19 protein-coding genes are annotated in these 23194 nt (G+C 72.6%); 11 read left to right on the top strand and 8 right to left on the bottom strand.

The window, feature by feature from the left end:
• Positions 1-171 precede the first annotated feature (171 nt).
• From V1633_RS23685 to V1633_RS23675, 3 genes are all read left to right on the top strand, one after another.
• Positions 172-1098: an acetamidase/formamidase family protein gene (locus V1633_RS23685; RefSeq protein WP_331216575.1), complete on the top strand. Its 927-nt coding sequence runs from the start codon at positions 172-174 to the stop codon at positions 1096-1098.
• A 96-nt stretch (positions 1099-1194) separates the two neighbouring features.
• Positions 1195-1542: a PadR family transcriptional regulator gene (locus V1633_RS23680; protein WP_331216574.1), complete on the top strand. Its 348-nt coding sequence runs from the start codon at positions 1195-1197 to the stop codon at positions 1540-1542.
• A gap of 77 nt (positions 1543-1619) precedes the next feature.
• Positions 1620-2681 (top strand): hypothetical protein, encoded by a 1062-nt coding sequence (locus V1633_RS23675; protein ID WP_331216573.1) that lies wholly within the window; start codon positions 1620-1622, stop codon positions 2679-2681.
• A gap of 60 nt (positions 2682-2741) precedes the next feature.
• Here the strand turns inward: V1633_RS23675 and V1633_RS23670 are convergent, their stop codons facing one another.
• A complete protein-coding gene (locus V1633_RS23670; protein ID WP_331216572.1) occupies positions 2742-5399 on the bottom strand; it encodes an MGH1-like glycoside hydrolase domain-containing protein in 2658 nt (885 codons plus the stop codon).
• Positions 5400-5522: 123 nt separating this feature from the next.
• On the opposite strand from V1633_RS23670, the gene V1633_RS23665 reads away from it, so the two are divergent.
• The 5 genes from V1633_RS23665 (at position 5523) to V1633_RS23645 (ending at position 12822) form a co-directional block, all read left to right on the top strand.
• Positions 5523-7511: an amylo-alpha-1,6-glucosidase gene (locus V1633_RS23665; RefSeq protein WP_331216571.1), complete on the top strand. Its 1989-nt coding sequence runs from the start codon at positions 5523-5525 to the stop codon at positions 7509-7511.
• 147 nt (positions 7512-7658) lie between these two features.
• The gene (locus tag V1633_RS23660) at positions 7659-8975 is read left to right on the top strand and encodes a glycosyltransferase family 4 protein (protein WP_331216570.1); all 1317 of its coding nucleotides are present in this window, start codon (positions 7659-7661) and stop codon (positions 8973-8975) included.
• A 132-nt stretch (positions 8976-9107) separates the two neighbouring features.
• Positions 9108-11123 carry a protein kinase domain-containing protein gene (locus V1633_RS23655; protein WP_331216569.1) on the top strand — a complete coding sequence of 672 codons (2016 nt, stop codon included), beginning with the start codon at positions 9108-9110 and terminating at the stop codon, positions 11121-11123.
• Between the two features lie 199 nt (positions 11124-11322).
• The gene (locus V1633_RS23650; protein ID WP_331216568.1) at positions 11323-12132 is read left to right on the top strand and encodes a metal-dependent hydrolase; all 810 of its coding nucleotides are present in this window, start codon (positions 11323-11325) and stop codon (positions 12130-12132) included.
• A gap of 162 nt (positions 12133-12294) precedes the next feature.
• Entirely contained in the window at positions 12295-12822 is a 528-nt protein-coding gene (locus tag V1633_RS23645; protein ID WP_331216567.1) for a hypothetical protein, read from the top strand.
• A gap of 206 nt (positions 12823-13028) precedes the next feature.
• Here the strand turns inward: V1633_RS23645 and V1633_RS23640 are convergent, their stop codons facing one another.
• Complete coding sequence (locus V1633_RS23640) at positions 13029-13628, bottom strand: nucleotidyltransferase family protein (protein ID WP_331216566.1); 600 nt, start codon at positions 13626-13628, stop codon at positions 13029-13031.
• A 171-nt stretch (positions 13629-13799) separates the two neighbouring features.
• Positions 13800-15539 carry a bifunctional 3'-5' exonuclease/DNA polymerase gene (locus V1633_RS23635; RefSeq protein ID WP_407952090.1) on the bottom strand — a complete coding sequence of 580 codons (1740 nt, stop codon included), beginning with the start codon at positions 15537-15539 and terminating at the stop codon, positions 13800-13802.
• Positions 15540-15726: 187 nt separating this feature from the next.
• Here V1633_RS23635 and V1633_RS23630 point away from each other — a divergent pair, with 187 nt between their 5' ends.
• Together V1633_RS23630 and V1633_RS23625 are read left to right on the top strand one after the other, a co-directional pair.
• Entirely contained in the window at positions 15727-16326 is a 600-nt protein-coding gene (locus tag V1633_RS23630) for a DUF2975 domain-containing protein (protein WP_331216565.1), read from the top strand.
• A 12-nt stretch (positions 16327-16338) separates the two neighbouring features.
• Positions 16339-16563, top strand: a complete 225-nt coding sequence (locus V1633_RS23625; RefSeq protein WP_331216564.1) for a helix-turn-helix domain-containing protein — start codon at positions 16339-16341, stop codon at positions 16561-16563.
• A gap of 46 nt (positions 16564-16609) precedes the next feature.
• On the opposite strand, the gene V1633_RS23620 is transcribed toward V1633_RS23625, so the two are convergent.
• The 5 genes from V1633_RS23620 to V1633_RS23600 all read right to left on the bottom strand — a co-directional run bounded on the left by V1633_RS23620 (position 16610) and on the right by V1633_RS23600 (position 21976).
• Positions 16610-17215, bottom strand: a complete 606-nt coding sequence (locus V1633_RS23620; RefSeq protein WP_331216563.1) for a GNAT family N-acetyltransferase — start codon at positions 17213-17215, stop codon at positions 16610-16612.
• Positions 17216-17388: 173 nt separating this feature from the next.
• Positions 17389-18318 carry a carbohydrate ABC transporter permease gene (locus V1633_RS23615; protein WP_331216562.1) on the bottom strand — a complete coding sequence of 310 codons (930 nt, stop codon included), beginning with the start codon at positions 18316-18318 and terminating at the stop codon, positions 17389-17391.
• A 13-nt stretch (positions 18319-18331) separates the two neighbouring features.
• Positions 18332-19264, bottom strand: a complete 933-nt coding sequence (locus V1633_RS23610; protein WP_331216561.1) for a carbohydrate ABC transporter permease — start codon at positions 19262-19264, stop codon at positions 18332-18334.
• Between the two features lie 18 nt (positions 19265-19282).
• Entirely contained in the window at positions 19283-20785 is a 1503-nt protein-coding gene (ngcE, locus tag V1633_RS23605) for an N-acetylglucosamine/diacetylchitobiose ABC transporter substrate-binding protein (protein ID WP_331216560.1), read from the bottom strand.
• 228 nt (positions 20786-21013) lie between these two features.
• The gene (locus V1633_RS23600; protein WP_331216559.1) at positions 21014-21976 is read right to left on the bottom strand and encodes a MurR/RpiR family transcriptional regulator; all 963 of its coding nucleotides are present in this window, start codon (positions 21974-21976) and stop codon (positions 21014-21016) included.
• Between the two features lie 199 nt (positions 21977-22175).
• Here V1633_RS23600 and V1633_RS23595 point away from each other — a divergent pair, with 199 nt between their 5' ends.
• Entirely contained in the window at positions 22176-23168 is a 993-nt protein-coding gene (locus tag V1633_RS23595) for an N-acetylglucosamine kinase (RefSeq protein WP_331216558.1), read from the top strand.
• The last annotated feature ends 26 nt before the right edge of the window (positions 23169-23194 follow it).

Raw genomic sequence — 23194 nt, 5'->3', positions numbered from 1 at the left:
ATCGACACATCGGACTGAACCCTGAGACGTCCCCCAGTCCCGGCCCTGAGATGTCCCGGGCCGCCGCCGACCCGGCCGGCTCCGCCGGTACCCGCGCCGGATCTCCGCCCGGTGGCGCCGACGGTCACCGGCACCTACCCTGACCAGCCGGGCAACCACTAACCTGCCCAGATGCGACACGCCCTCACCCCGGACAACGGGACACTGCACGGCTACTTCTCCCGGGACCTTCCGCCGGTCCTCACCATCGAACCCGGTGACACGGTGTGCTACCGCACCCTCGACTGCTGGTGGTCGGCCGGGCCGTACCCGGGCGGCCGTAACCGGGAGCGCCCCCGGGTCCCGCAGTACCAGCCCGACTACGGTCACGCGCTGATCGGACCGGTCGCGGTCCGCGGCGCCCGCGCCGGCCAGACCCTGGAGGTACGGATCGACGCGGTGCTGCCGACGACGTGGGGCACCACCGTGGCCGGCGGCTGGCCGAGCGACTTCAACCGCAGCTACGGGGTGGAGGAGGAGGGCGTGGTGCACGCCTGGCAGCTGGACCCGGTCGCGATGACCGGTCGCAACCAGCACGGGCACACCGTCGCGCTCCGCCCCTTCATGGGGGTGCTCGGCATGCCGCCGGCCGCGCCGGGCCGGCACTCCACGGTGCCGCCCCGCTCGCACGGCGGCAACCTGGACTGCAAGGAGCTGGTCGCCGGCAGCACCCTGCTGCTGCCGATCCCGGTCGACGGCGCGCTCTTCTCGGTCGGTGACGGGCACGCCGCCCAGGGCGACGGGGAGGTCGGCGGCACCGCCATCGAGTGCCCGATGGACGAGGTGACGCTCACCTTCGACGTACGGGACGACTTTCCGGTGACCGGACCGGTGGCCCGTACCGCCGACGCCTGGCTGACCATGGGGGTCGGTACGACGCTCGACGAGGCCACCTTCGCCGCGCTGGATTCGATGCTGACCCTGTTGCAGCGGCTGTACCCGGTGACTCGTCCGGACGCGGTGGCGCTGGCCAGCGTCGCGGTCGACGTACGGGTGACGCAGATCGTCAACCAGACGGTCGGCGCGCACGCGGTGCTGCGGGACGGCGCGATCGGCTGACCGCCACGGCCATCACCCGCCGTCGGGATCCCCGGCCACGGTCGGACTTCAGCCCATGCGCCTCTGTATACCGTGTTCCGGTATATGCTGTCGCACATGACAGATCGACCACTCACCGAACCGACGTTCCTGATCCTGACCGCGCTGGCCGAGCGACCCCAGCACGGTTACGGGGTCGTGGAGGACGTGCTGCGGATCTCCGACGGGCGGGTGCGACTGCGGGCCGGAACCCTCTACGCCGTCCTCGACCGGCTCCGGGTCGACGGCCTGATCGAGGTGGATCACGAAGAGGTGGTGCAGTCGCGACTGCGGCGCTACTACCGGCTCACCGCCGTCGGCGCGCAGCGGCTCGCCGAGGAGGTCGCCCGACTCCGGCGCAACGCGAACGCCGCCGGCGCCCGGCTGCGCCGCAGCGGCCTGCTCGCCGAAGGGGGTGCCGCGTGACCGGGCACAGCTCGGAGGCCGGTGCACCCGATACCGGCGCCCCTCGATCCGACCAGCTTGAGCGGCGGTACCGTCGGTTGCTCACCGTCTTCCCCTGGCAGCACCGCCGCCGGTACGAGGAGGAGATGCTCGCCGTGCTGCTGGCCGGTGCCCGGCCGGGCCAACGTCGCCCCGGGATCGGCGAGACCGCGAACCTGCTCCGCACCGGTCTGCGCACCCGGCTGACCGGGACCGGACGCGGACTCACCGGACCGGCCTGGACCGACGCCGCCGCGGCGAGCGGTCTGCTGGCCGCGTTCACACTGCTCGCGGTGGCCGGACACACGGTGGTGACGTACGCGGTTCCGGGGCCGCGGATGGGCTTCGGCGGTGGACTCGAGGTGGCCGACTGGCTCCGGCTCGCCGGCTGGGGCCTGGTCTGCGCCGCCGTGCTGGCCGGGCTGCGCCGGACGGCCGCCGGGCTCGCCTGGGTGACCGTACTCGTCGAGGTCGTGCCGCTCGCGGCGACCTACCGGACCGAGCCGGTGTCGACGGTCGACTCGCTGTGGCGCCTCGTCCTGGGCCTGGTGGCGGCGATCGCGCTGACCGTGCCGGCACCCCGGCGGCACGGGCTGGCGGTGCTCGGGGCACGGCGCCTGCTGTCGATCGGTCTGGCCCTCGCCGCCGTCGACGGCATCTTCCTGGTCAGCCGGATCGTCGAGGCGACGAGCCGGGACCACCCCGGACCCTTCTACGTCTCCTCGCTCGCCCCGGGACGACTGCAGCAGACCGGCGGCCTGCAGCTCACCGCCACCTCCGACGCGGTGAGCTGGCTCTACCTCGCCGTCCTCGCGGCGGCCGGGCTGACCCTGCTGGTCGCGGTCGGCACCCTCACCCCGCCGGTACGGCGCCGACTGGTCGCGCTCCTCGCGCCGGTCGCCGCGCTGCTGGTCCTGGTCGGAAACACCCTGACCGGCTGGGCCTACTCGAACGGGCACATGGGGCACGCCATCTATCTGGCGCCGATCCAGTGGGTGACGCTGGTCGGGGTGCCGGTGGTGACGTTCGCGCTCGGCGTGGCGCTGATCCACCGCCGGGAGCAGACCCTGCGGCTGGCGGCGCTCGGCCGGGCCGTCGACCGGGAGCACCCGGCCGGCTAGCCCGAGAGGTGTTAGGAAGGGGCCCTTCTACAACCGGAAGCGATAACAGGGGGCCCTTCCTTACCGGCGGAGGGTCAGGATCAGGTCGGCGACCAGGGCGGTCCAACCGGTCTGGTGCCAGGCGCCGAGACCGGCGCCGTTGTCGCCGTGGAAGTACTCCGGGAAGGCGATCAGGTCCTTCCAGTCCGGGTGGGTCTGGAACAGCTCGGAGATGCCGTAGATCGGCCGCCGGCCCCACTCGTCCGGGAGGAACAGCGAGATCAGCCGGGCGGAGAGGTCGTCGGCGATCTCGGTGAGCGTGTGCTTGCTGCCGGACCGGGTCGGGTACTCGATCAGCAGGTCGTCGCCGAAGAATCCGGCGTGATCGCGCAGTGCCGAGATCAGCATGAAGTTCGTCGGCATCCAGATCGGACCGCGCCAGTTCGAGTTGCCGCCGAAGAGTCCGCTGGTCGACTCGGCCGGCTCGTAGCCGACGGTGAACTCCTGTCCGCCGAGTTCGACGGTGAACGGCTCCTCCAGGTGGCGCCGGGAGAGCGTGCGCAGCCCGTACGGGGAGAGGAACTCCTCCTCGTCCAGCATCCGGGCCAGCAGTCGGACCACCTGGTCCGGGCCGACCATGGAGAGCAGCCGCTGCTGCCGGCCGTCGCCACCGAGCCGACGCGCGCCGATCACCCCGGCGTACTCGGGTTTGTTGGCGAGGAACCAACGCAGCCGGGCGGTCAGTTCGGGCAGCCGGTTGAGGGTGACGGTGGTGAGCCGGGTGATCGCGGCCAACGGCAGCAGCCCGACCACCGAACGCACCTTCAGCGGAACGTTGCTGCCGTCCGGCAGCCGCAGGACGTCGTAGAAGAAACAGTCCTCGTCGTCCCAGAGTCCCTGGTCGTACGCGGCGGCGGCGATGTACGCGAAGTGCTCGAAGAACTTCGTCGCGATGTCCGAGTACGTCGGGTCGTGCACCGCCAGGATCAACGCCATGTCGAGCAGGTTGAGCGCGTACATGGCCATCCAGCCGGTGCCGTCGGACTGCTCCAGCACCCCGGCGACCGGCAGCGCGGCCGACCGGTCGAACGGGCCGACGTTGTCCAGTCCGAGGAAGCCGCCCTCGAAGACGTTGTTGCCGCCGATGTCCTTGCGGTTGACCCACCAGGTGAAGTTGAGCAGCAGCTTGTGCATCATCCGGGCGAGGAAGTCGAAGTCCCGCCCACCGTCGATCTCGAAGACCTTCAGCGCCGCCCAGGCGTGCACCGGCGGGTTGACGTCACCGAACGCCCACTCGTACGCCGGGATCTGCCCGTTGGGGTGCAGGTACCACTCCCGGAGCAGCAGGAGCAGCTGCGACTTGGCGAAGCCGGGGTCGACCCGGGCGATGCTGACGCAGTGGAAGGCCAGGTCCCAGGCGGCGTACCAGGGGTATTCCCAGGCGTCCGGCATGGAGATGACGTCGAAGCTGTTCATGTGCCGCCAGGAGCTGTTGCGGCCGTACCGGTGGCCGTCCGGCGGCGGCACGGCGGCCGGGTCGCCGGTCAGCCACTGCTGCACGTCGAAGTGGTAGAACTGCTTGCCCCACATCAGCCCGGCGATCGCCTGCCGGGCCACCTCGGCCTCGTCCCGGGACGCGCCGTCCGGGATGAGCCGGCCGAAGAAGTCGTCCGCCTCGGCCCGCCGGGTCGCCATGGTCCGGTCGAAGTCGGCACCGAGGTCGAGGGCGGGGGCGGGCGCCTCGCTCGGCGGCGGCGAGGTCAGGGTGAGCCGCAGCCGGATCCGGACCTCGTCGCGCGCCGGTACGTCGAGCACGTAGTGCAGCGACCCCTTGGTCCCCTCCCCCGCCGGGTTGACCGTGTCCGCGCCGTTCACCACGTGGTCGTTGATGCCGTCCTTCGGATACCGGCTGCGGCCGGGCAGCCCCCACAGCCGCTCGGTGTTGGTCTCGTTGTCGCAGAGCAGCGCGGCGGGTTCCCCGTCGCCCTCCAGCACCAGCTGGCCGAGCACCCAGTGTTCGCCGACCAGCCGGCCGGGCGTGCCGACCAGCTTCGGCACCTGGTCGCGGCCGGGCAGCCCCCAGGACCAGGTGTTCCGGAACCAGAGTGTGGGCAGCACGTGCAGCCGGGCCTGCTCGGGGCCCCGGTTGGCGACGGTGATCGAGACGCACAGGTCGGTCGGCGACGCCTTGGCGTAGTCGACGCTCACCGCCCAGTACCGGTCGTCGTCGAAGACCCCGGTGTCGACCAGCTCGTACTCCGGCTCGTCCCGGCCCCGGGCGCCGTTGACCGCGACCAGTTCGTCGTACGGGAAGGCGGCCTGCGGGTAGTGGTAGCGCCAGCGCATCCAGGAGTGGGTCGGGGTGGAGTCGAGGTACCACCAGTAGTCCTTGGCGTCCTCGCCGTGGTTGCCGCCGTCCCCGCCGACGCCGAACATCCGCTCCTTGAGGATCGGGTCCTCGCCGTTCCACAGCGCCAGCCCGAAGCAGAACGTCTGCCACTCGTCGCAGACGCCGGCCATCCCGTCCTCGTTCCACCGGTAGGTCCGGGACCGGGCGTGGTCGTGCGGGAAGTAGTCCCAGGCGGTGCCGTGTTCGCTGTAGTCCTCCCGGACCGTGCCCCAGGCGCGCTCGGCAAGGTAGGGGCCCCAGGCCCGCCACGGCTGCTCGCCGGCGTCGGCCTGGGCCAGCCGGTTCCGTTCCGCGTCCTGCCGGTCGTCCATTCGATTCCCGCCCGTCATCCGACCGCTCCCGTGCGGTCTTCCTTCCGAACATTGTTGTCGGTTCCCGGCCGACCGGCCAGGAACCGACAGATCATCAGCACCGCGCGTGTGGTCGGTCACCTCAGCGGGCATCATGGCGCCATGCTGCCTATCGAGTTCGGACCGCGGGTCTGCGGTCATCTGGCGTCCGCGACCGACCGGGAGTGGCTGGTCCCGGACGGGCTGGGCGGCTACGCGATGGGCACGGTGGGCGGCCTGCGCACCCGGCGCTACCACGGGCTGCTGGTGGTCGCCGGGCCGACCCCGGCCGCCCGGCGGCTGGCGCTGGTCAGCCTGGATCCGGAACTGACGCTGCCGTCCGGCGCCACGGTACGGCTCGGCGCCCACGAGTGGCGTTCCGACGTCGTCGACCCGCGCGGGTTCGAGCTGCTGGAACGCTTCGACCTGACCGACGGGCTGCCCCGCTGGCGGTGGCGGGTCGGCGACCTGGTCGTCGAGCGCGAGCTGGCCATGGCGTACGGCCGGTCCTGCCTGGCGGTGCGGCACCGGCTGGTCTCCGGCGGGCCGGCCCGGCTGGGGCTGGCCGCGGTGGTCACCTGGCGGGACGCGCACGGTGAACGGCGCGCGGACGGACCGCCGCCGGTGATCGAACCGGTCGCCGGCGGTGCGGTGGTCGAGGGGGCGTTCCGGCTCGCCGGGCCGGACTGGTCCCCGGAGGGCCGCTGGTGGTACGGGGTGCACCACCGGGAGGAGGCGGCCCGGGGACTGACCCCGGAGGAGGACCTCTGGTACGCGGGCCGGTTCGCCGGCGCGCTCGACAAGCCCGGCGACACCGTCTCGGTGCTGGCCTGGGCCGGTGATCCGGACGCGTTGGCGGTCGAACCGCCACCGGCCGGCGAGGTGATCGAGGCGGCCCGGCGCCGCAACCGTCGGGTGGTGGCGGCGGCGAGACCGGCGGACCAGGTGGCCGCGACGCTGGCCCTGGCCGCCGACGCCTTCGTGATCCGCCCCGGCGGTCCCGGCCCCGCCGCTGACACACCGGCCGGAGCGGCCCCGGACGTGGTCGCCGGCTATCCCTGGTTCGGGGCCTGGTCCCGGGACACGATGATCTCCTACGAGGGGCTCTTCCTGGCCACCAACCGTGCCGACGAGGGCCGGGAGCTGCTGCGGGCGTACGCGGCGACGTTGTCGGACGGGATGCTCGCCAACACCGCCGACACCGGCCGGGTGGAGTACAACACCGTGGACGGCACGCTCTGGTTCCTGCACGCGGTGGCCCGGCACGTGGCGGTCGCCGGGGACACCGACCTCGCCGCCGAACTGCTGCCCGCGCTGCGCGACGTGGTCGACCACCACCTGCGCGGCACCGGCCGGTACGGCATCGGGGTCGATCCGGCGGACGGACTGCTCGCCCAGGGCGCCGCCGGGGAGGCGCTGACCTGGATGGACGCCCGGGTCGACGGCGAGCCGGTGACCCAGCGGGCCGGCAAGCCGGTCGAGGTGAACGCGTTGTGGATCAACGGGCTGGCCGCCGTCGCCGAACTGGCCGGGCTGGTCGGCCAGGACCCCGGGCCGGTGCCGGCCGCGCGGGACCGGGCCCGGGAGTCGTTCCGGCGTCGCTTCCCGGCCCCGGCCGGCTGGCTGCACGACGTGGTCGACGCGCCGGCGCCGGCCTATCCCCGGGGTGCCGCCGACCGGCACGACGACGACCTGCTCCGCCCGAACCAGCTGCTCGCCTGGTCGTTGCCGTACGCGCCGCTGGAACCGGACCCGGCGGTGCTGGCCCGGATCGGTGCCGCCCTGCTCACCCCGCTCGGCCCGCGCAGTCTCGCCCCGGACAGTCCCGGTTTTGTCGCCCGGCACCGGGGCGGGCCGGCGGACCGGGACTCCGGATACCACCAGGGCACGGTCTGGCCCTGGCTGATCGGCCCGTACGCCGACGCGGCCCGGGCCGCCGGACCGGCCGGTGCCGAACTTCCCGCCCTCTTCACCGGGTTGGAGGCACACCTGGTGGAGTTCGGCCTCGGCTCGGTGAGCGAGACCGCGGACGGGGCCGCCCCGCACGCGGCCACCGGAGCGCCCTTCCAGGCGTGGTCGGTGGCGGAACTCCTCCGGGTCAGGGGAAGGTGACCGACCAGCGTTACATGCCCGCAACGGCCACGTCTTCGCCGGTTTTCCCCGGACCGGCAGTATTGGCGACAACCCAATGACGCGGAGGCACCGGCGACCGGTGTCTGTGCGCGTGTGCGCTGGAATCATCTGAAAAGGGGGCCGGGCATGTCGCCGAACGCCGAGGTCATCGATTTCCCCGTGGCCCGCCCGCAACGCGTGCTGATCCTCTCCTGGGAGTACCCGCCGGTGCTGGTCGGCGGACTCGGGCGGCACGTGCACGCGCTGGCCACCGCGCTGGCCGCCGCCGGGCACCAGGTCACCGTCGTCACCCGGCACGGCGAGGGCGCGCCGGTCGAGGCGTACGTCGACGGGGTGCACGTGCTGCGCGCCCCCGAGGACCCGGTCGGCTTCCCGCTGGCCACCCCGAGCCTGCTCGCCTGGACCATGGCCTTCAACCACACCCTGACCCGGACCGCGCTGCGGGCCACCCGCAACCAGCGGTACGACGTGATCCACGCGCACGACTGGCTGGTCGCGCACACCGCGATCAACCTCGCCGACCACCTGGACATCCCGCTGGTCACCACGATGCACGCCACCGAGGCGGGCCGGCACCAGGGCTGGCTGCCGGAGGAGATGAACCGGACCATCCACTCGGTCGAGCACTGGCTGAGCCAGGAGTCGCACCGGGTGATCACCTGCTCGGGTTACATGCGGGACCAGGTGGCCGCCCTGTTCGGGCTGCCCGCCGGGCACGTCGACGTGGTGCCGAACGGGGTCGACGACCGGGCCTGGGCGGCCCAGCCCCGGGCGGTCGCCGCCGCCCGCAAGCGGTTCGCCGGGGACGGACCGCTGGTCGGCTTCGCCGGCCGGCTGGTCTACGAGAAGGGTGTGCAGCACCTGGTGCGCGCGGTACCCCGGCTGCGGGACCGGCACCCCGGACTGCGGGTGGTGATCGCCGGGGACGGGCCGTACCGGTCGGAGCTGCAGGAGCAGGCGTCCCGGCTCGGGCTGGAGCAGACCGTACGGTTCGCCGGGTTCATGACCGAGCGGCAGTTGCCGGCGGTGCTCGCCGCCACCGACGCGACGGTCGTGCCGAGCCTCTACGAGCCGTTCGGCATGGTCGCCCTGGAGGCCGCCGCCGCCGGGGCGCCGCTCGCGGTGGCCGCCACCGGCGGACTCGCCGAGATCGTCGAGCCGGGGGTCACCGGGGTCACCTTCCCGCACAGCGACCCGGACGCGCTGGCCGGCGCCGTCGACTCGCTGCTCGGCGACGAGGTCTTCGCCCGTCGGGTGGCCCGCCGGGCCCGCACCATGGTCGCCGAGCGGTACGGCTGGGCGAGCATCGCCGCCCGGACCGCCGCCGTGTACGCCAGCGCGGCGAACGCCGGGCCGGCGCCGCGTACCCGGTCCGGTGGCGGCGCGGGGCGGATCGTCGTACCGGAGGGGAACCTGTTCGCCCTCGACGGCGCCGCCTGTTGACCCCTTGCCGGCCGGACGGCCGGTGAGAAGATTTCCGATCTGTGGGCGGAGCTGTGCCGACGCGTCGACGGATGATGCGAAAGGCACAGCCCGCTCGCTATCGTGTACGGCGGGTAACAGAGGGGACCGCCGGTGCAGCAGGTACGGATCGCGGATCGATACCTGCTGCTGCACACCGTCGGCAGTGGCGGGATGGGTCGGGTCTGGCTGGCCACCGACGAGATGCTGCGCCGCCCGGTGGCGATGAAACAGGTGGTCCCTCCGGAGTGGATGACCCCGGACGAGCGCGTCGAGCTGTCGGTCCGGACCCTGCGCGAGGCGCGTACCGCCGCCCGGTTGAACCACCCCAACGTGGTACGGGTCTACGACGTCGTGCACTCCGCCGACTCCCCGTGGATCGTCATGGAGTACGTCCCGTCCCGCTCGGTGCAGCAGGTCCTCGACTCCGACGGTCCGCTCCCGCCACGCCGGACCGCCGAGGTCGGCCTCGCCGTGCTCGCCGCGCTGCGCGCCGCGCACGCCTCCGGGGTGCTGCACCGCGACGTCAAGCCGCACAACGTACTGATCGCCGACGACGGCCGGGTGGTCCTCACCGACTTCGGGCTCGCCACGGTGGACGGCGGGGACGGCGCGTTGACCAGGGACGGCGTGGTGCTCGGTTCGCCGCAGTACGTCTCACCGGAACGGGCCGCCGACGGTTCGTCGACGGTGGAGTCGGATCTGTGGTCGCTCGGCGCCACCCTCTACGCGGCGGTGGAGGGACGGTCGCCTTACCACCGGCCGACCACGATGGCCACGCTCACCGCGTTGGCGGTGGCACCCCCCGACCCCACCACCCGGGCCGGGCCGCTCCGCCCCGTACTGGCCGGGCTGCTCCGCCGCGACCCCCGGCAGCGTCTCACCGCCGACGAGGTCGAGCGACTGCTGCACCGGATCGTCGATCCGCCGCCGCCCCGCTCCGGCCGTCATCCGCTGGGCCTGGCCCGCTCCCTGGCCCGACGCACGGATCCGCCACCGGCCGAACCACCTCCCGCCGAACCGGACGAGCCCGCCGAACGACCGAAACGACGCCGTACGCCGAACCAGCGCCACCAGCGGGTCCCGCGCCCGTCCCCCGAGCCGCGACACCCGCCGAACCAGCGACCGCGGGTGGCGCCGCCGGCGGCGGCGCAACCGAACCGGCGGGAGCCGGATCCGCCGGATCCGGACGACGGGCGGGACCGTCCGGAGCGGCCCGACCCGGCCCCGCGGGCGCGGCTGACCCCGGCCGTTCCCGGGCGTGCCGACGACGCCGACGGGCCGCGCCGCGCGGAGCGGCCGCATGCGGTGTCGGGAAGACGACGGACACCGGAGCGCGCGGTGCCCGGCGGGCCGACGGTCGGCCCGGCACCACCCGGGGGTGACCGCCCCGACCCGGCGGCGCGGCCCGGCAGGACCTGGCCCGGTACGCCGTGGGCCGGCTCGCGGCACCGTCGGTTCTGGCGGATCCTGGCGCTGGCCCTGACCTGCACCGTGCTGGCCGCGCTCAGCACCGGACTGGCGGTACGGGCCCAGCGCGGCGACAACGCCCTGCCCGCGCCGACAAGTCCCGGGACACCGACGCCCCCGGCCGGGCCGGCCGCCTTTCCCTGTGTACGGCCGCCGGAGCGGAGCGTCCCGGTCACCGCCGCGCCCCGACCGCCGCACGAACGGTTCGGGCTGATCGAGAACTGGACCTGGTACACCGACCAGTCGGGTTTCCGGATCGCGGTGCCGATCGGTTGGCAGCGCTACACCGACGGCACCGTGGTCTGCTTCCGGGAGCAGGTCGACGGCACGGCACGGCTGCTCACTGTCGATCCCGCCACCCCGCCGACCCGGGACGCCGAGGCGTACTGGCGGGCGGAGGAGCACCGGCTGCTCGTCAAGGGTGCGCTGACCGGCTACGAACAGGTGGAGATCGGACCGCTCGACATCCGGGACGGCGGCGCGGTCTGGGAGTGCCGGTGGACCAACCCGCTCGGCGAGCGGGTGCAGGCCGTCCGGATGCTGATCAACACCTCGGCGCGGCGGGCGTACACGGTCTCCTGGTTGACCCGGGAGTTCGACTGGGGGGTCAACCAGAGTTACCTGCGGATGCTGCAGACCAGTTTCCGTCCGGCCGGCTGACCTGTCGGTCGACGTACCGCACGGGCCGCCGCGTCCCGTCGTACCCGACGCTGCGGCGACCCGCCGGCGGCCGTACGGCCCGCGCTCCGACCGCGACACGCCGGGCATTCAGTGTGGATCATCAGGTGATTGCCTGCCGGTCCGCCCTTTGACACAGTGACTCCGCAATGTGGGTGTTCCCTGGGGAGGATGCATAACAATGATGGGGCCATCCCATGCCCTGTCCGGCGCCGCCGTCTGGCTGGCCGGCTCGTGGGCGCTGGACCAGTTCGCCGGCTATGAGCAGTCGCCGCTGGCGATCGCCGTCGGCACCGCGGTCTGCGCGGGCGGGGCACTCTTCCCCGACCTCGACATGTCCGGCCGGGTGACGCAGAACAAGGGCGGCTCCACCGTCTCGCGTTCCTTCGGCGTGGTCTCGCTCTTCATCGCCGAGGTGATGGAGAAGATCTCCCTCGGCGTCTACCACGCGACCCGGCTCAGCAAGGACCCGGACCGGGACAACGGCCACCGCACCCTGACCCACACCCTGCCGTTTGTCGGCCTGGTCACCTGGGGCACCATCGCGCTCTGCGCCTCCGGGGGCAAGTGGGCGGTGATGGGCGTCCTCTTCTTCATGATCGGCTTGGCCCTGCGCGGCCTCTTCGACGAGTGGGCCAAGCGCGCCGGCTGGGTGGTGGTGACCCTGCTGTCCGCGGCGGCGGCCTACTTCACCTACCTCCACCTGCCCAGCGACCGGGGCTATCCGATGATCGGAGTGGCCCTCGGTGTCGGCTGTTTCGTACACATCCTCGGCGACATGATCACCCGGGCCGGCGTACCGATCCTCTGGCCGATCCCGATCAAGCGTCGGATGTGGCGGATGATCGGCCTGCCCGACGCCATCTCCTTCCGGGCTGGCAGCAAGGTGGAGACCGTGGTACTGCGGGTGGTCTTCACCGTCGTCGCGATCGTCTCGGCGGCCGGTCTGGCCGGCACGTCCATCCTGCGTCGGTTCAACATCGAGCTCTGATCACCCGTCCGGTCGCCGCACCCGATGCCGGGGGCCGGGCGGGTGTCCGCGCCGGGCGACCGGACGTCCCCGGTGTGGCACCTGCGGGGTAGTACCGTGGTCCGACCGGCCTCTGCCTGAGGGTTGACGACAACCGGTCGGCCGAACGTCCACAGTGTGCGGATGACCGCGACGAAGACGACCTGGCTCAGTCCGCTCCGCAGCACCGGTTGGCGCCGGCTGGCGTACGCCCTGATCTCTCTCCCGGTGGAGCTGGCCGGTCTGCTGCTGACCCTGGTCGGCGCGACCGGCACCGCACGCCGGCTCGTGCACGGCTCGGCGCGACTGCTGCCCGTCGGCCGCCCCGCAGCGGACCGTGTCGAGTGGGATCGGGCCGGCTCGGAGCGTCCCGGTGCGGAGCACGCCGAACCGGACCGTGCCGGCCGCTGGGCCGGTTTCCTCGGCCGACGGCTGCTCGCCGTACCACTGGCGGCGGTCGCCACCGTGGTCGCGCTGGTGCTGGTCGCGAACACGCTGCGGAATTTCGGCTATCCCCTGCAGCCGGAGCGGGTCACCGACTGGGGTGGACCGTCGCTGGCCGGCCGCTGGTCGCTGCACGCCTTCGGCTGGCTTCCCTTCGCCTACCTCGGTCTCTGGCTGGTCTGGGGGCTGACCCTGCTCCAGCAGCGACTCCTCCGACCCACCGACTGACAGCCGGGGCAACGGATGCCGCCCTCGGCGCCGTTGTCCGCGTCGGGGTCAGCGGCTCGGTGGGCGCCTCGGGGCCGACCAGATCCGCCGGTGGGCGGCCGGACCGATCGGGGTCGGCCGGCGCGAGGTCGGGTACGGGAACAGGTCCGGACACCCACCCCAGGCCAGCCGCGCCGACCGGTCCGGCCGACGGCGGCTCCGCCGGTTCACACCGCCACCCGCTGGCTGGGCACCGGCACGCTCAGTCCCCAGGCGGCGAGCAGTTCGGGGGTGTTGGCCCGGCTGCCGTCCGCCACCGTGTCGCAGGCGATGTCGACGATCTCGTCCTTGTGCGCCATCAGGTAGGGCCGGGCCCCGACGTCGGCGTTGGCCAGGGCGGCGATCCCCACCCAGTGCCGGCGTCCGAAGAGCATCGGGTAGCCGCGCAGCCCGTCGTAGGTGGCACAGACCAGCGCCTCCGGGTACGGCAGCGCGGCGACCCGGCGTACCGCCGCGACGGTCAGCCCCGGCATGTCGACCGGTACCACCACCACCGCCTCGGTACGCGGGTCGGGCAGCGCGTCCAGGCCGAGCCGGATCGACGATCCGATCCCGGTGCCCCAGGAGCGATTGACCACCACGATCGCGTCGCCGAGGTCGGCGGCGGCGCGTACCTGTTCGGCCGCGGCCCCGAGGACCACGACCACCGGCCCGCACCCGGCCTCGCGCATGGTGTCGAGCACGTGGTTCACCAGGGGTCGTTCGCCCCGGTGCAGCAACGCCTCCGGGCCGCCGATGCGGCGCCCCCCGCCCGCGGCGATGATCATTCCAGCGATCCGGCTCAGTTGCGTCACCTTCCGTCGGGCGCGCGGCGCCCCTGCCGCGCGACATCGGTCGCGCGGCGGCTGCCGCGCGCACACCGGACCCAACGACCGGACGTAAGCCGAGTATCGGCACTAAACGGACTAATTTGGAGCTTTGTGGTATCGCCCTTCGAACTAGTCCGCATCCGCATAGCAGTCCACCACCGAGACGTCCAGCGGGAACCGCACCGGTGTGTCGCCGAAGAGCAACCTCCCGGCCCGGGCCGCCGCCTCACGCACCAGGGCGGTCACCCGGTCGGCCTGCTCCGCCGGACAGTGCACCAGCACCTCGTCGTGCTGGAAGAAGACCAGCTCGGCCCGGTCCTCCGGGCGCGTGCCCGGCTCGGCCAGACCGGCCCGCAACAGCGCCAGCAGTGTCGACGCCCACTCCGCCGCCGTCGCCTGGATCACGAAGTTGCGGGTGAACCGCCCCCGGGCCCGCGCCGCCGCCCGGGCCCGGGGACCGAACGGGTCAACCTCGGCCACCTCGAGCACCGGCCCCTCCCCCTCCTCCGACTCCCGCACCGAGACCGAGGAGGGTGGGCAGGTCCGCCCCAGCCAGGAGCGGACCAGGCCGCCACCCTCACCGGTCCGGGCGGCCGCCTCGACGTACTCGAAGGCGGTCGGGTAACTGCGGCGCAGCACCGCGAGCGCGGGGATCGCCTCACCGCCGGTCTGGCCGTACATCGCGCCGAGCAGGGCCACCTTGGCGCGCGCCCGGTCACCGCCGAAGCTGTCCCGGGCCAGCGCGGCGTAGAGGTCGCCGGCGCCACCGGCGGCGGCGAGCCGGGCGTCACCGGAGACCGCCGCCAGCACCCGGGGCTCCAGCTGACCGGCGTCGGCGACCACCAGCCGCCACCCCGGATCGGCCCGGACCGCCCGCCGGACCACCTTCGGGATCTGCAGCGCGCCGCCACCCCGGGTCGCCCATCGGCCGGAGACCACCCCGGCCGGCACGTACTCCGGCCGGAACCGGCCCCCGGAGACCCAGGCCTGGCGCCAGGCCCAGCCGTGCGCCGTCCAGATCCGGTAGAGCTCCTTGTATTCCAGGATCAGCGGGACCGCCGGGTGTTCCACCCTGCGCAGCACCCAGGAGCGGGTGTTCGGCAGTTCGTGCCCGGCCCGGGCGAAGGCCCGGAGCAGCTCGGCCGGAGACTCCGGGTGCAGCTGTCGTACGCCGAAGGCCTCGGCGATGCCGGCGGCCAGCTCGGCGAGCCGGCGTGGTGGTCCGCCCACCGGCGACGGCTCGCCGAGCAGCTCGACCAGGAGCGCGTCGTGCACGTCGGCCCGCCACGGCAGCCCCGCCGCACCCATCTCGGCCGCGATCAGGGCGCCGGCGGACTCGGCGGCGACCAGCAGCCGGAAGCGGCTCGGGTGCTCGGTCCCGGCGATCCGGGTCTGCTGGTCGGCGTAGACCCGGCTCAGTGCCTCGATCCCGACCGGCGGCGCCGTCGGGACCACCTCGAAGAGCGCGTCCCGGTGGTCGCCGGGCGGCACGGCGGCCCGGGCCGGCGGGTCCGGCGGCACCGGTCCGCCGGTCAGCCGGGCCCACGCGGCGGGCAGCCCGCGCGGCTCGCCCCAGCGTCCGACGTGGCCGAGCAGCAGCGCCTCGGTCAGCTCGACGTCGTGGCAGCGCTCGACCCGGACGCCGGCACGGAGCAGCCCGGGATAGGCGCCGGCGGTGGACGCCCACAACCACCGGGGGTGGTGCCGGCGTTCCCGGTCACCGATCGCCGCGACCAGGTCGGCCACCCGCTCGACCGGCCCGGCCGGACCGCCGTCCGGATGCAGCGGCCACAGGGAGCCGCCGCCCCCGTCCTCGTCCGCGACCACCGCCACCAGCACGCCGACGATTCTGCCCGGACCGACCGACACTCCGGTCTCCACCGCGTCCGACCGCGTCGGCGGCCACACCCGGCCGGGTCCCGGGCCGTCCGGCCGCCAACCCGGTCGGACCGGCGGGACGACGTCGGCGCCGCCCGGTCGGTCGGACCCGCGGGCTTGACAAACCGACCCTTGCTTATCGAATATCGGTATATCGATTTTCGATAAGGAGGTACCGGTGCGAATCCTCGACCGACTTCGCCGGCCGGACTGGCTCGCCGAACTCCAGGCCGTGATCACCTGCGGGCTGGTGGCTCTCGCCGTCATCAGCGTCGCCTCGACGGTGAGCACGCTCAACGACGACCAGATCATGGTCGCGCTGCCCACCGGGTTACTGGCCGCACCGGACGGACTCGGCCCGGGGGTCACCCTCGCCGCGCACGGCACGGTCGACGTGACCCTGTCCGACCCGACCGCCGGGCAGCTCGTGGCCAGCCTGCTGACCGTACTGCCGAGCTGTCTCGTGGCGGCCACCGTGCTCGGGCTGCTGCTCTCGACCGTCCGCCGGGCCCGACGCGACCAGCCGTTCCGGGGCGCGATCGTACGACGGCTCCGGGCCCTCGCCCTCGTTGTCCTGATCGGCGGTCCGCTGGCCGCGACCGCCGAGGCGATCGCCGCGCTGAGCCTGTCCTCCCGGTTCACCGACGGCGGCTTCAGCAGCGTCCTGGACCTCGCCCCCCTCGGACCGTGGGTCCTGACCGGATTCGGCCTCCTCGCCATCGCCGAGATCGTCAACCGGGGCCGGGCGCTGCGCGCCGAGCTCGACACCGTCGTCTGAGGAACGGTCACCATGCCACCCGAGGACGATCACCGGATCGAGGTCCACCTCGACAAGCTGCTCGCCGACCGCGGCCTGACCCTCACCGAACTGGCCGGCCGGGTCGGCATCACGCTGGCCAACCTGTCGGTGCTGAAGAACGGGCGGGCCCGGGCGATCCGGTTCAGCACGCTCAGCGCACTCTGCCGGGAACTGGACTGCCAGCCCGGCGACCTGTTCACGCTCGGGCCACCCTAGGGCGCGGCCCGATGGTTCCGACGGAACGGGGCGCCCACCGGCCCGGTCAGCCGGCCGACGCCGCCGGGATGTCGCCGTCGGCGCGCAGCCGGGCGTGCAGGTGCACGTCGTGCCAGCCGTCCGCGTGCCGCAGCGCGCTGCGCAGGGTGCCCTCGAGGGCATAGCCGCTCCGCTCGGCGACCCGGCAGGACGCGGCGTTCGCCGTGGAGTGCAGCAGACCCAGCCGGTGCAGGCCCAGCGAGCCGAAGCACCAGGCGGTGAGGGCCCCGACCGAACGTGCGGCGACCCCGGCACCCCGGGCCGCCGGCAGCACCCAGTACGACAACTCCGCCGACGCCTCGAAGAGCGAGATCATCCGCAGGCCGACCTGACCGAGCGGCCGGTCCCGTTCGTCGACCACCGCCCAGCTGGCGTCCGTTCCGTTGCGCCAGCGGGCGGCCCAGCCGGCGATCCAGTCCCGCGCCTCGGCGTCACCGTCGATCCGGCGTACGTGCCAGCGCTGGATGACCGGACAGCTGAACGCCGCCCGCACGGTGCCGGCGTCCTCCGGGCGCCACGGACGCAGCAGCAGCCCGTCGCCGGTGTCGAGGTGGGGCTGGGCGAGGGTGGCGAGGAGGTCACCGGGGAGGGCGGGAGTCACGAGCAGCGGCACGCCCCCATCCTTCCGGGCGCCCCGGACCGACGCGGTGGCGACCCGGCGATCCCCTCCGGGGGCCGCCGGGACCGCCGGTCAGGCGGCCCCGGACCGGGCCGGGAATACCAGGTCTCCGGCCCGCCGCACCGGCTCCGTCCGGGTTACTTCACCGCCGGTGGGATCCGTCCGGGCTACTTGACCGCGCCGGCGGTAAGGCCGGACTGGATCTGCCGCTGGAAGATCGCGTACACGATGATCATGGGCAGGATCGCCATGCTCAGCGCCGCGAAGAGCCCCGCCCAGTCCGCCTCGTAGCCGGCGTTGGTCGAGATCTCGGCGATGCCCTGGGTGAGCACCCACTTGTCCTCGGTGCCACCGGGCAGCAGTACCAGCGGCAACTGATACTGCGCCCACTGCCCGATGATGTTGAAAATGCCGACGCTGATGATCCCCGGCTTGGCCATCGGCAGCATGACCTGGAAGAACAGCCGGGTGTGCCCGCAGCCGTCGATCATGCCGGCCTCTGCGACCGAGGTCGGCAGCGTCTTGAAGAACGCGGCAAGGAAGAAGATCGTGAACGGCAGCGAGTACGCGATGTAGACCAGCACCAGGCCGGTGTGGGTACCGAGCAGGCCGAGGTTGTTCACTACGAAGAAGAGCGGGACCAGGGCCAGGAAGACCGGGAACGCCAGGCCGGAGACGAACACGTAGTAGATGAGGCGGTTGCCGACGAACCGGTACCGGGCCAGCACGTACGCGGCCATCGAGCCGAGCAGCATGGTGCCGAAGGTGCCAGCCGCCACCACAATGACACTGTTGAAGAAGTAGCGGCCGACCCGGGCCTCGGTCCAGGCCCGCCCCCAGTTCTCCCAGCGCAACTCGCCTGGAAGGGTCCACGGGCTGCTGAAGATCTCCGTGGTGTTCTTGAACGAGGCCAGGAAGGTCCAGAGGATCGGGGCGATGACGATCACCGCCCACACCGCCAGGGCCAGGTGGCCCAGTTTGGCGAAGAGACCCACCTCGGACCTGATCCCGCGACGCCGGGCCCTGCGCTTGGCGTCCCCGGTCGGCGTGGACAGTTTCGACCGGTCGACCGCCGGAGGTTCGGTCTTCGTTGTCATCTGCGGCCCCATGTCAGTACTCGACGCTTTCCCGCTTGGACACCCGCAGCGTCAGCGCCGCGAACGTGAGGGTCAGGAAGAAGAGCGCCACACCCATCGCCGAGGCGTAGCCGTACCGGTTGTAGACGAAGGCGTTGCGGTAGATCTCCATGGCCAGCACGGTGGTGGCGCCGTCCGGGCCGCCGCTGTCCACCGAGAGCACCGCGACGATGGCGAACGCGTCGAACGCGGCGATGCCGAGGTAGACCCAGGCCACCTGCAGGGTGTCCCAGAGCAGTGGGATCGTCACCCGGAAGAACATGCTGATCCGGCTGGCCCCGTCGAGTTCGGCCGCCTCGTAGATCTCGGTCGGGATCGACGCCATGCCGGCCGAGAAGAGCACCACGTAGAAGCCGACCGCCTGCCAGACCAGCACCCCGATGATCGACCAGAGGGCCAGGTTCGGATTGATCAGGAAGAAGATCGGATCAAGCCCGAGCTTCACCAGGACGCCGTTGATCAGACCGGACTCGTCCGGCCGGTAGACCGTCTGGAACAGCACCGCGATGATCGCGACCGCGAGGACCTGGGGGAAGAAGAAGACCACCCGGTAGAAACCGGAGCCCCTGACCCCGACCCGCTGCCCGCCGCGGCTGCCGCCGCCGACGTTGAGCATGAAGGCGAAGAAGAGTGCGATGGCGATGGTGATCAGCGGCAGGGCAAGCAGCAGGACCAGGTGGTGCTGGATCGCCTTCCAGAACACCTCGTCCTGAAACAGCCGCTCGAAGTTGGCGAAGCCGACCCACTTCGGCGTGCCGATGCCCCGCCACTCCGTCATGGCGAGCTGGAACGCCTGGGCGTACGGACCGACCACGAAGACCGAGTACAGAATTATCGGCGCCGCGAGAAACGAGGCGATGAACCCGTACTTGCTCAACGTGACGGACAGATGCTTGCCCTGCCGCATGATCTCCGCTCCGATCGACTAGCGGGTGAACTTCGCGACGCTGCTGTCGCTCTTGATCGCGTCGGCCCGCTTCTGGATCCGCTCGGCCCACTGCTCGGCCGAGGCGCGGCCGAACATCAGCTCGTTGGTCGCGGTCCGGGCCTCAGTGTCCAGCTCCTTGTACCAGTTGTCGAACATCATGTTGAAGACGTTCGCCCCGGCCGCCTTCAGCGCGGCCTGCGAGCTGGCCACCCCCGGCGGGAACTGGAAGCCCTCGCTGCCGGTCGGCACCACGGTGGCCGCGCCGACGGTCTCGGTGAAGCCCCGGGCGCCCGCCTTGGAGAGCATCTGCCGCATGTACTCCATGCCGCCGCGCGGGTTCTTGCTCTTCGCCGAGACGAAGTAGCCCTCGCCGCCTGCCGCCCGGATCGCCCCGGCCGGCAGCTTGTCCGCCGTGGTCAGGCTCGGCATCGGCATGATCTGGTACTCGAAGCCGGCCGGCGTGTTGCTCTTCTGCTCGTTCTCCAGCCAGTCACCGCTGGGGTAGAAGGCGAGCTTGTACTGGTTCTGCCGCAGCTGCACGTCGGTGTGCTTGAGCCCCTCGAAGCTCTTGTCCGAGAAGTTCTTGCCGATCTCGGCCCAGGCCCGGGCGGCCTGCAGCACCGGCTCGGCGGTCCACGCCCCCGGCTGCAGGTTGTCGATGTTCTTCAGGACGTCCGGCCCGCCGACCTTGGCCGCCTGGGAGAGGATCACGTTCCACTGGTAGTAGGCGGCGTTCGCCCCGGCGTACCCGAACGGGGTGATGCCCTTCGACTTGATTTGCTCGCAGAGCGCGGTGAACTGCTCCCAGGTGGTGGGGGCGGTCCAACCGTTGTCCTTGAACAGCTTGCCGGAATACCAGATGCCGTACACGGTCGAGACGTAGTACAGGACATACGGCTTGCGCTGCCCGTCCGGGGTGTTGAACATCCCCTGCTCGACCACGCCGGGAATGATGGTGTCCCGGACCTTCTTGCTCGGGTCGTCGACCGACGGCGCGTCCCAGAGGTCGGTCAGGTCCTGCATCTGGCCGTCGGCGACCAGGGCGCCGAAGTCGAGGAACTTCTCGCCCGAGTTGTTGACGAACTCCGGCGGGTTGCCGGAGGCGAACCGGGGCTGCAGCACCGTGGAGACCGCCTGGGTCGCCTGGTGCTTGATCTCCGCCTTCGGGAACGCCGTCTTGTACAGCTTCTCGTGCACGTCGGTGGCGTACTTGTCGCCGTACCCGCCGTTGAAGATGACGACCTCCAGCGCGGCGTCCTCCTTGACGCCCAGCGGGTTCGTCGCGCTCTTCTCGCCGGTGGCCTGTTCGTTGCTGCCGCCGTCGTCGCCACCGGTGGCGCAGGCGCTCAGCAGCCCGGCGGCCGGGGTGACGAGCAGGCCGGCGGCGGCGGCCCGGCGCAGCACGGTACGACGGGAGGCGCCGAGCGCGCCCGGCAGGTCCGGTCCGGAGGTGGCCGACGGGTCAAAGTGCGCCGACGGGTTGTCGGGGGTTGCGGACATCTTCATCTCCTCAGTTGAGAGTCGGGTCGGGCCGGTCGGAGTACTCCGGTCGGCCCGGACCGGCCAGCGGTGCGGGTGCTCGCCCCTGCCGAGACCGGGGTTTCCCGGTGACGGTGTCGGGACGATCGGGTCGGAGGCGGATGGGGGATCCTCCGGCTCGACGGGGACCGTCGGGCGCACCGGCGAACAGCGCCGGCTCAACACGACGGACGGTGACCCGTGGCGGCGTCACGGTCGTGTCTCCTTCGCCGCCTTGTGCCCACCCACCGCCCGGGCGGTCCGCTGGAACGCGGCGTGGGCCCGGTCGTGGGTTCGCTGGGCGACGGCGATGTAGAGCAGGTCGAGGACAACAAGCTGGGGATGCCGGGCGGAGAGCGCGTCCGGTCGGAAGGTGGTCGCCTGGCTCGCGGTGAGCAGGACGATGTCGGCGAGTTCGGCCAGCGGCGACCGGGGGAACCCGGTGAGCGCCACCGTGGTCGCCCCGTGGCTGCCCGCCTCGGCGAGGGTCTCGATGGTCTCCCGGGTCTGGCCGGTGTGTGAGATACCGAGCGCCACGTCGCCCGCCCGGAGCAGGGCCGCCGAGGCGAGCCCTTCGTGGACGTCGTTCCAGGCCCACGCGGCGACCCCGATGCGGTGCAGGCTGAACTGCATCTCCTCGCCCACCAGGGCGCTGCCGCTGGCGCCGAAGATGTTGACCCGGTCGGCCCGGGCGATGGCGTCGGCGGCCCGCTCGACCTCGGTCAGGTCGAGCAGGGTGGCGGTGTCGTGCATGGCCTGGGTGTCCGCGGCGATGATCTGGCCCAGCACCCGCTCCAGTGGGTCGGTCGGCTGGATCTCCCGTCCGATGTCGACGGTCCAGCCGGCGGTGTGCGCGCGGCCGGTCTCGGCGGCGATGCCGAGCCGGAGGTCGGCGTAGCCCTCGAAACCCATCGCCCGGCAGAACCGGGTGACGGTGGCCGGCGAGGTGCCGCTGCGTTCGGCCAGTTCGACGATGGTGGCCCGGGCGGCGGCGGCCGGATCGGCGAGCACCTGCTCGGCGACCCGTTGCAGGGCGCCGGTGAACTCGGTCAGCCGGGACCGTACCCGGACCAGGACACTGTCCGCCGGGGAGAGTCCGGCGGCGGCCCGCAGGTCGCGCTCGGCATCCACCACCGCGGTGCCCGCGACGGCGTCCGCCTCGTGCTCGACCATGGGCACGCCTTTCGGAAAAGGAAGTTAACTGTTAGTGGTAAAAGTTCTTACTGAAACCCCCTGCTTGTCAAGACGATGGGCGAAGTTTTCAAACTGTTACCTGGCCCGTTCCACCGCGAGCCGGTCGGATCTTGCCCCGCGCAGCCACACCGAGCAGCATGGACGCCATGCTGAGCCCGGTGGGTAGGTGACGGCGTCGATGTCCGGCACGATGGTGCTCGGCCTCGACGTCGGCGGCACATCGACCCGGGCCACCGTCGTCTCGCTCACCGGCGAGCGACTCGGCACCGGTCGGGCCGGCGGCGGCAACCCGACCAGCCACGGCGCCGAGCCGGCCGCCGCACAGCTCCGGATCGCCCTCCACGCCGCCCTCGCCGGCCTCGACCCGACCCTGGTCCGGGCCGGCACCATCGGACTGGCCGGCGCCGGCCGACTGCTCGCCGACCCCGCCGGCCGGGCCGCCTTCGACCGGGCGTGGCACCAGGTCGGGCTCCGCTGCCCGTACGCGGTCGTCGGTGACGCGCTCGTCGCGTACGCCTCCGGCACGGCCGAACCGGACGGCACGATCCTGATCGCCGGCACCGGCGCGATCGCCGCCGAGGTACGCGACCTGACCCTGGACCGGGTGGCCGACGGACACGGCTGGCTGCTCGGCGACGCCGGCAGCGGCTTCTGGCTCGGCCGCGAGGCGGTCCGGCACACCCTGGCCGAACTGGACGCCCAGCAGCCGCCCGGCACGCTCGGCCGGCTCGTCCTCACCGAACTGCTCGGCTCCGCCCAGGTGGCGCCCCGGTCCCGGGACACCGGGGATCTGCTCGTCCAGGCGGTGACCCGGCGTGCCCCGGTCGAACTCGCCGGCCTCGCTCCCCTGCTGGTACGCGCCGCCGCCGACGGCGAACCCGCGGCAACCGGGATCGTCGCCGAGGCGGCCCGACTGCTCGCCGCGAGCGTGGCCCGGATCCGACCGACGGCGGCACGCAGCCCGGTCGTGCTCGGCGGTGGCCTGCTCACCGGCGCCACCCCGCTGGCCGACGCGGTCCGTCCGGCCCTGGCCGCGCGGTGGCCGACGGCTCCGCTGCTCGGCGCGGGCGACGGCGCGGTCGCGGCGGCCTGGCTGGCCGCCCGGGCGCTGCCCGAGGTGACCGACCCTGCCGAACTGCACCGCCGGCTGTTAGGAAGGGCCCCTTCCTAACGTTTTCTGTTGTAGAAGGGCCCCTT

Source organism: Plantactinospora sonchi (assembly GCF_036422035.1).
Classification (GTDB): domain Bacteria; phylum Actinomycetota; class Actinomycetes; order Mycobacteriales; family Micromonosporaceae; genus Plantactinospora; species Plantactinospora sonchi.
The sequence above is the reverse complement of the archived record's forward strand: the minus strand, read 5'-3'. Positions and strand labels throughout refer to the sequence as shown.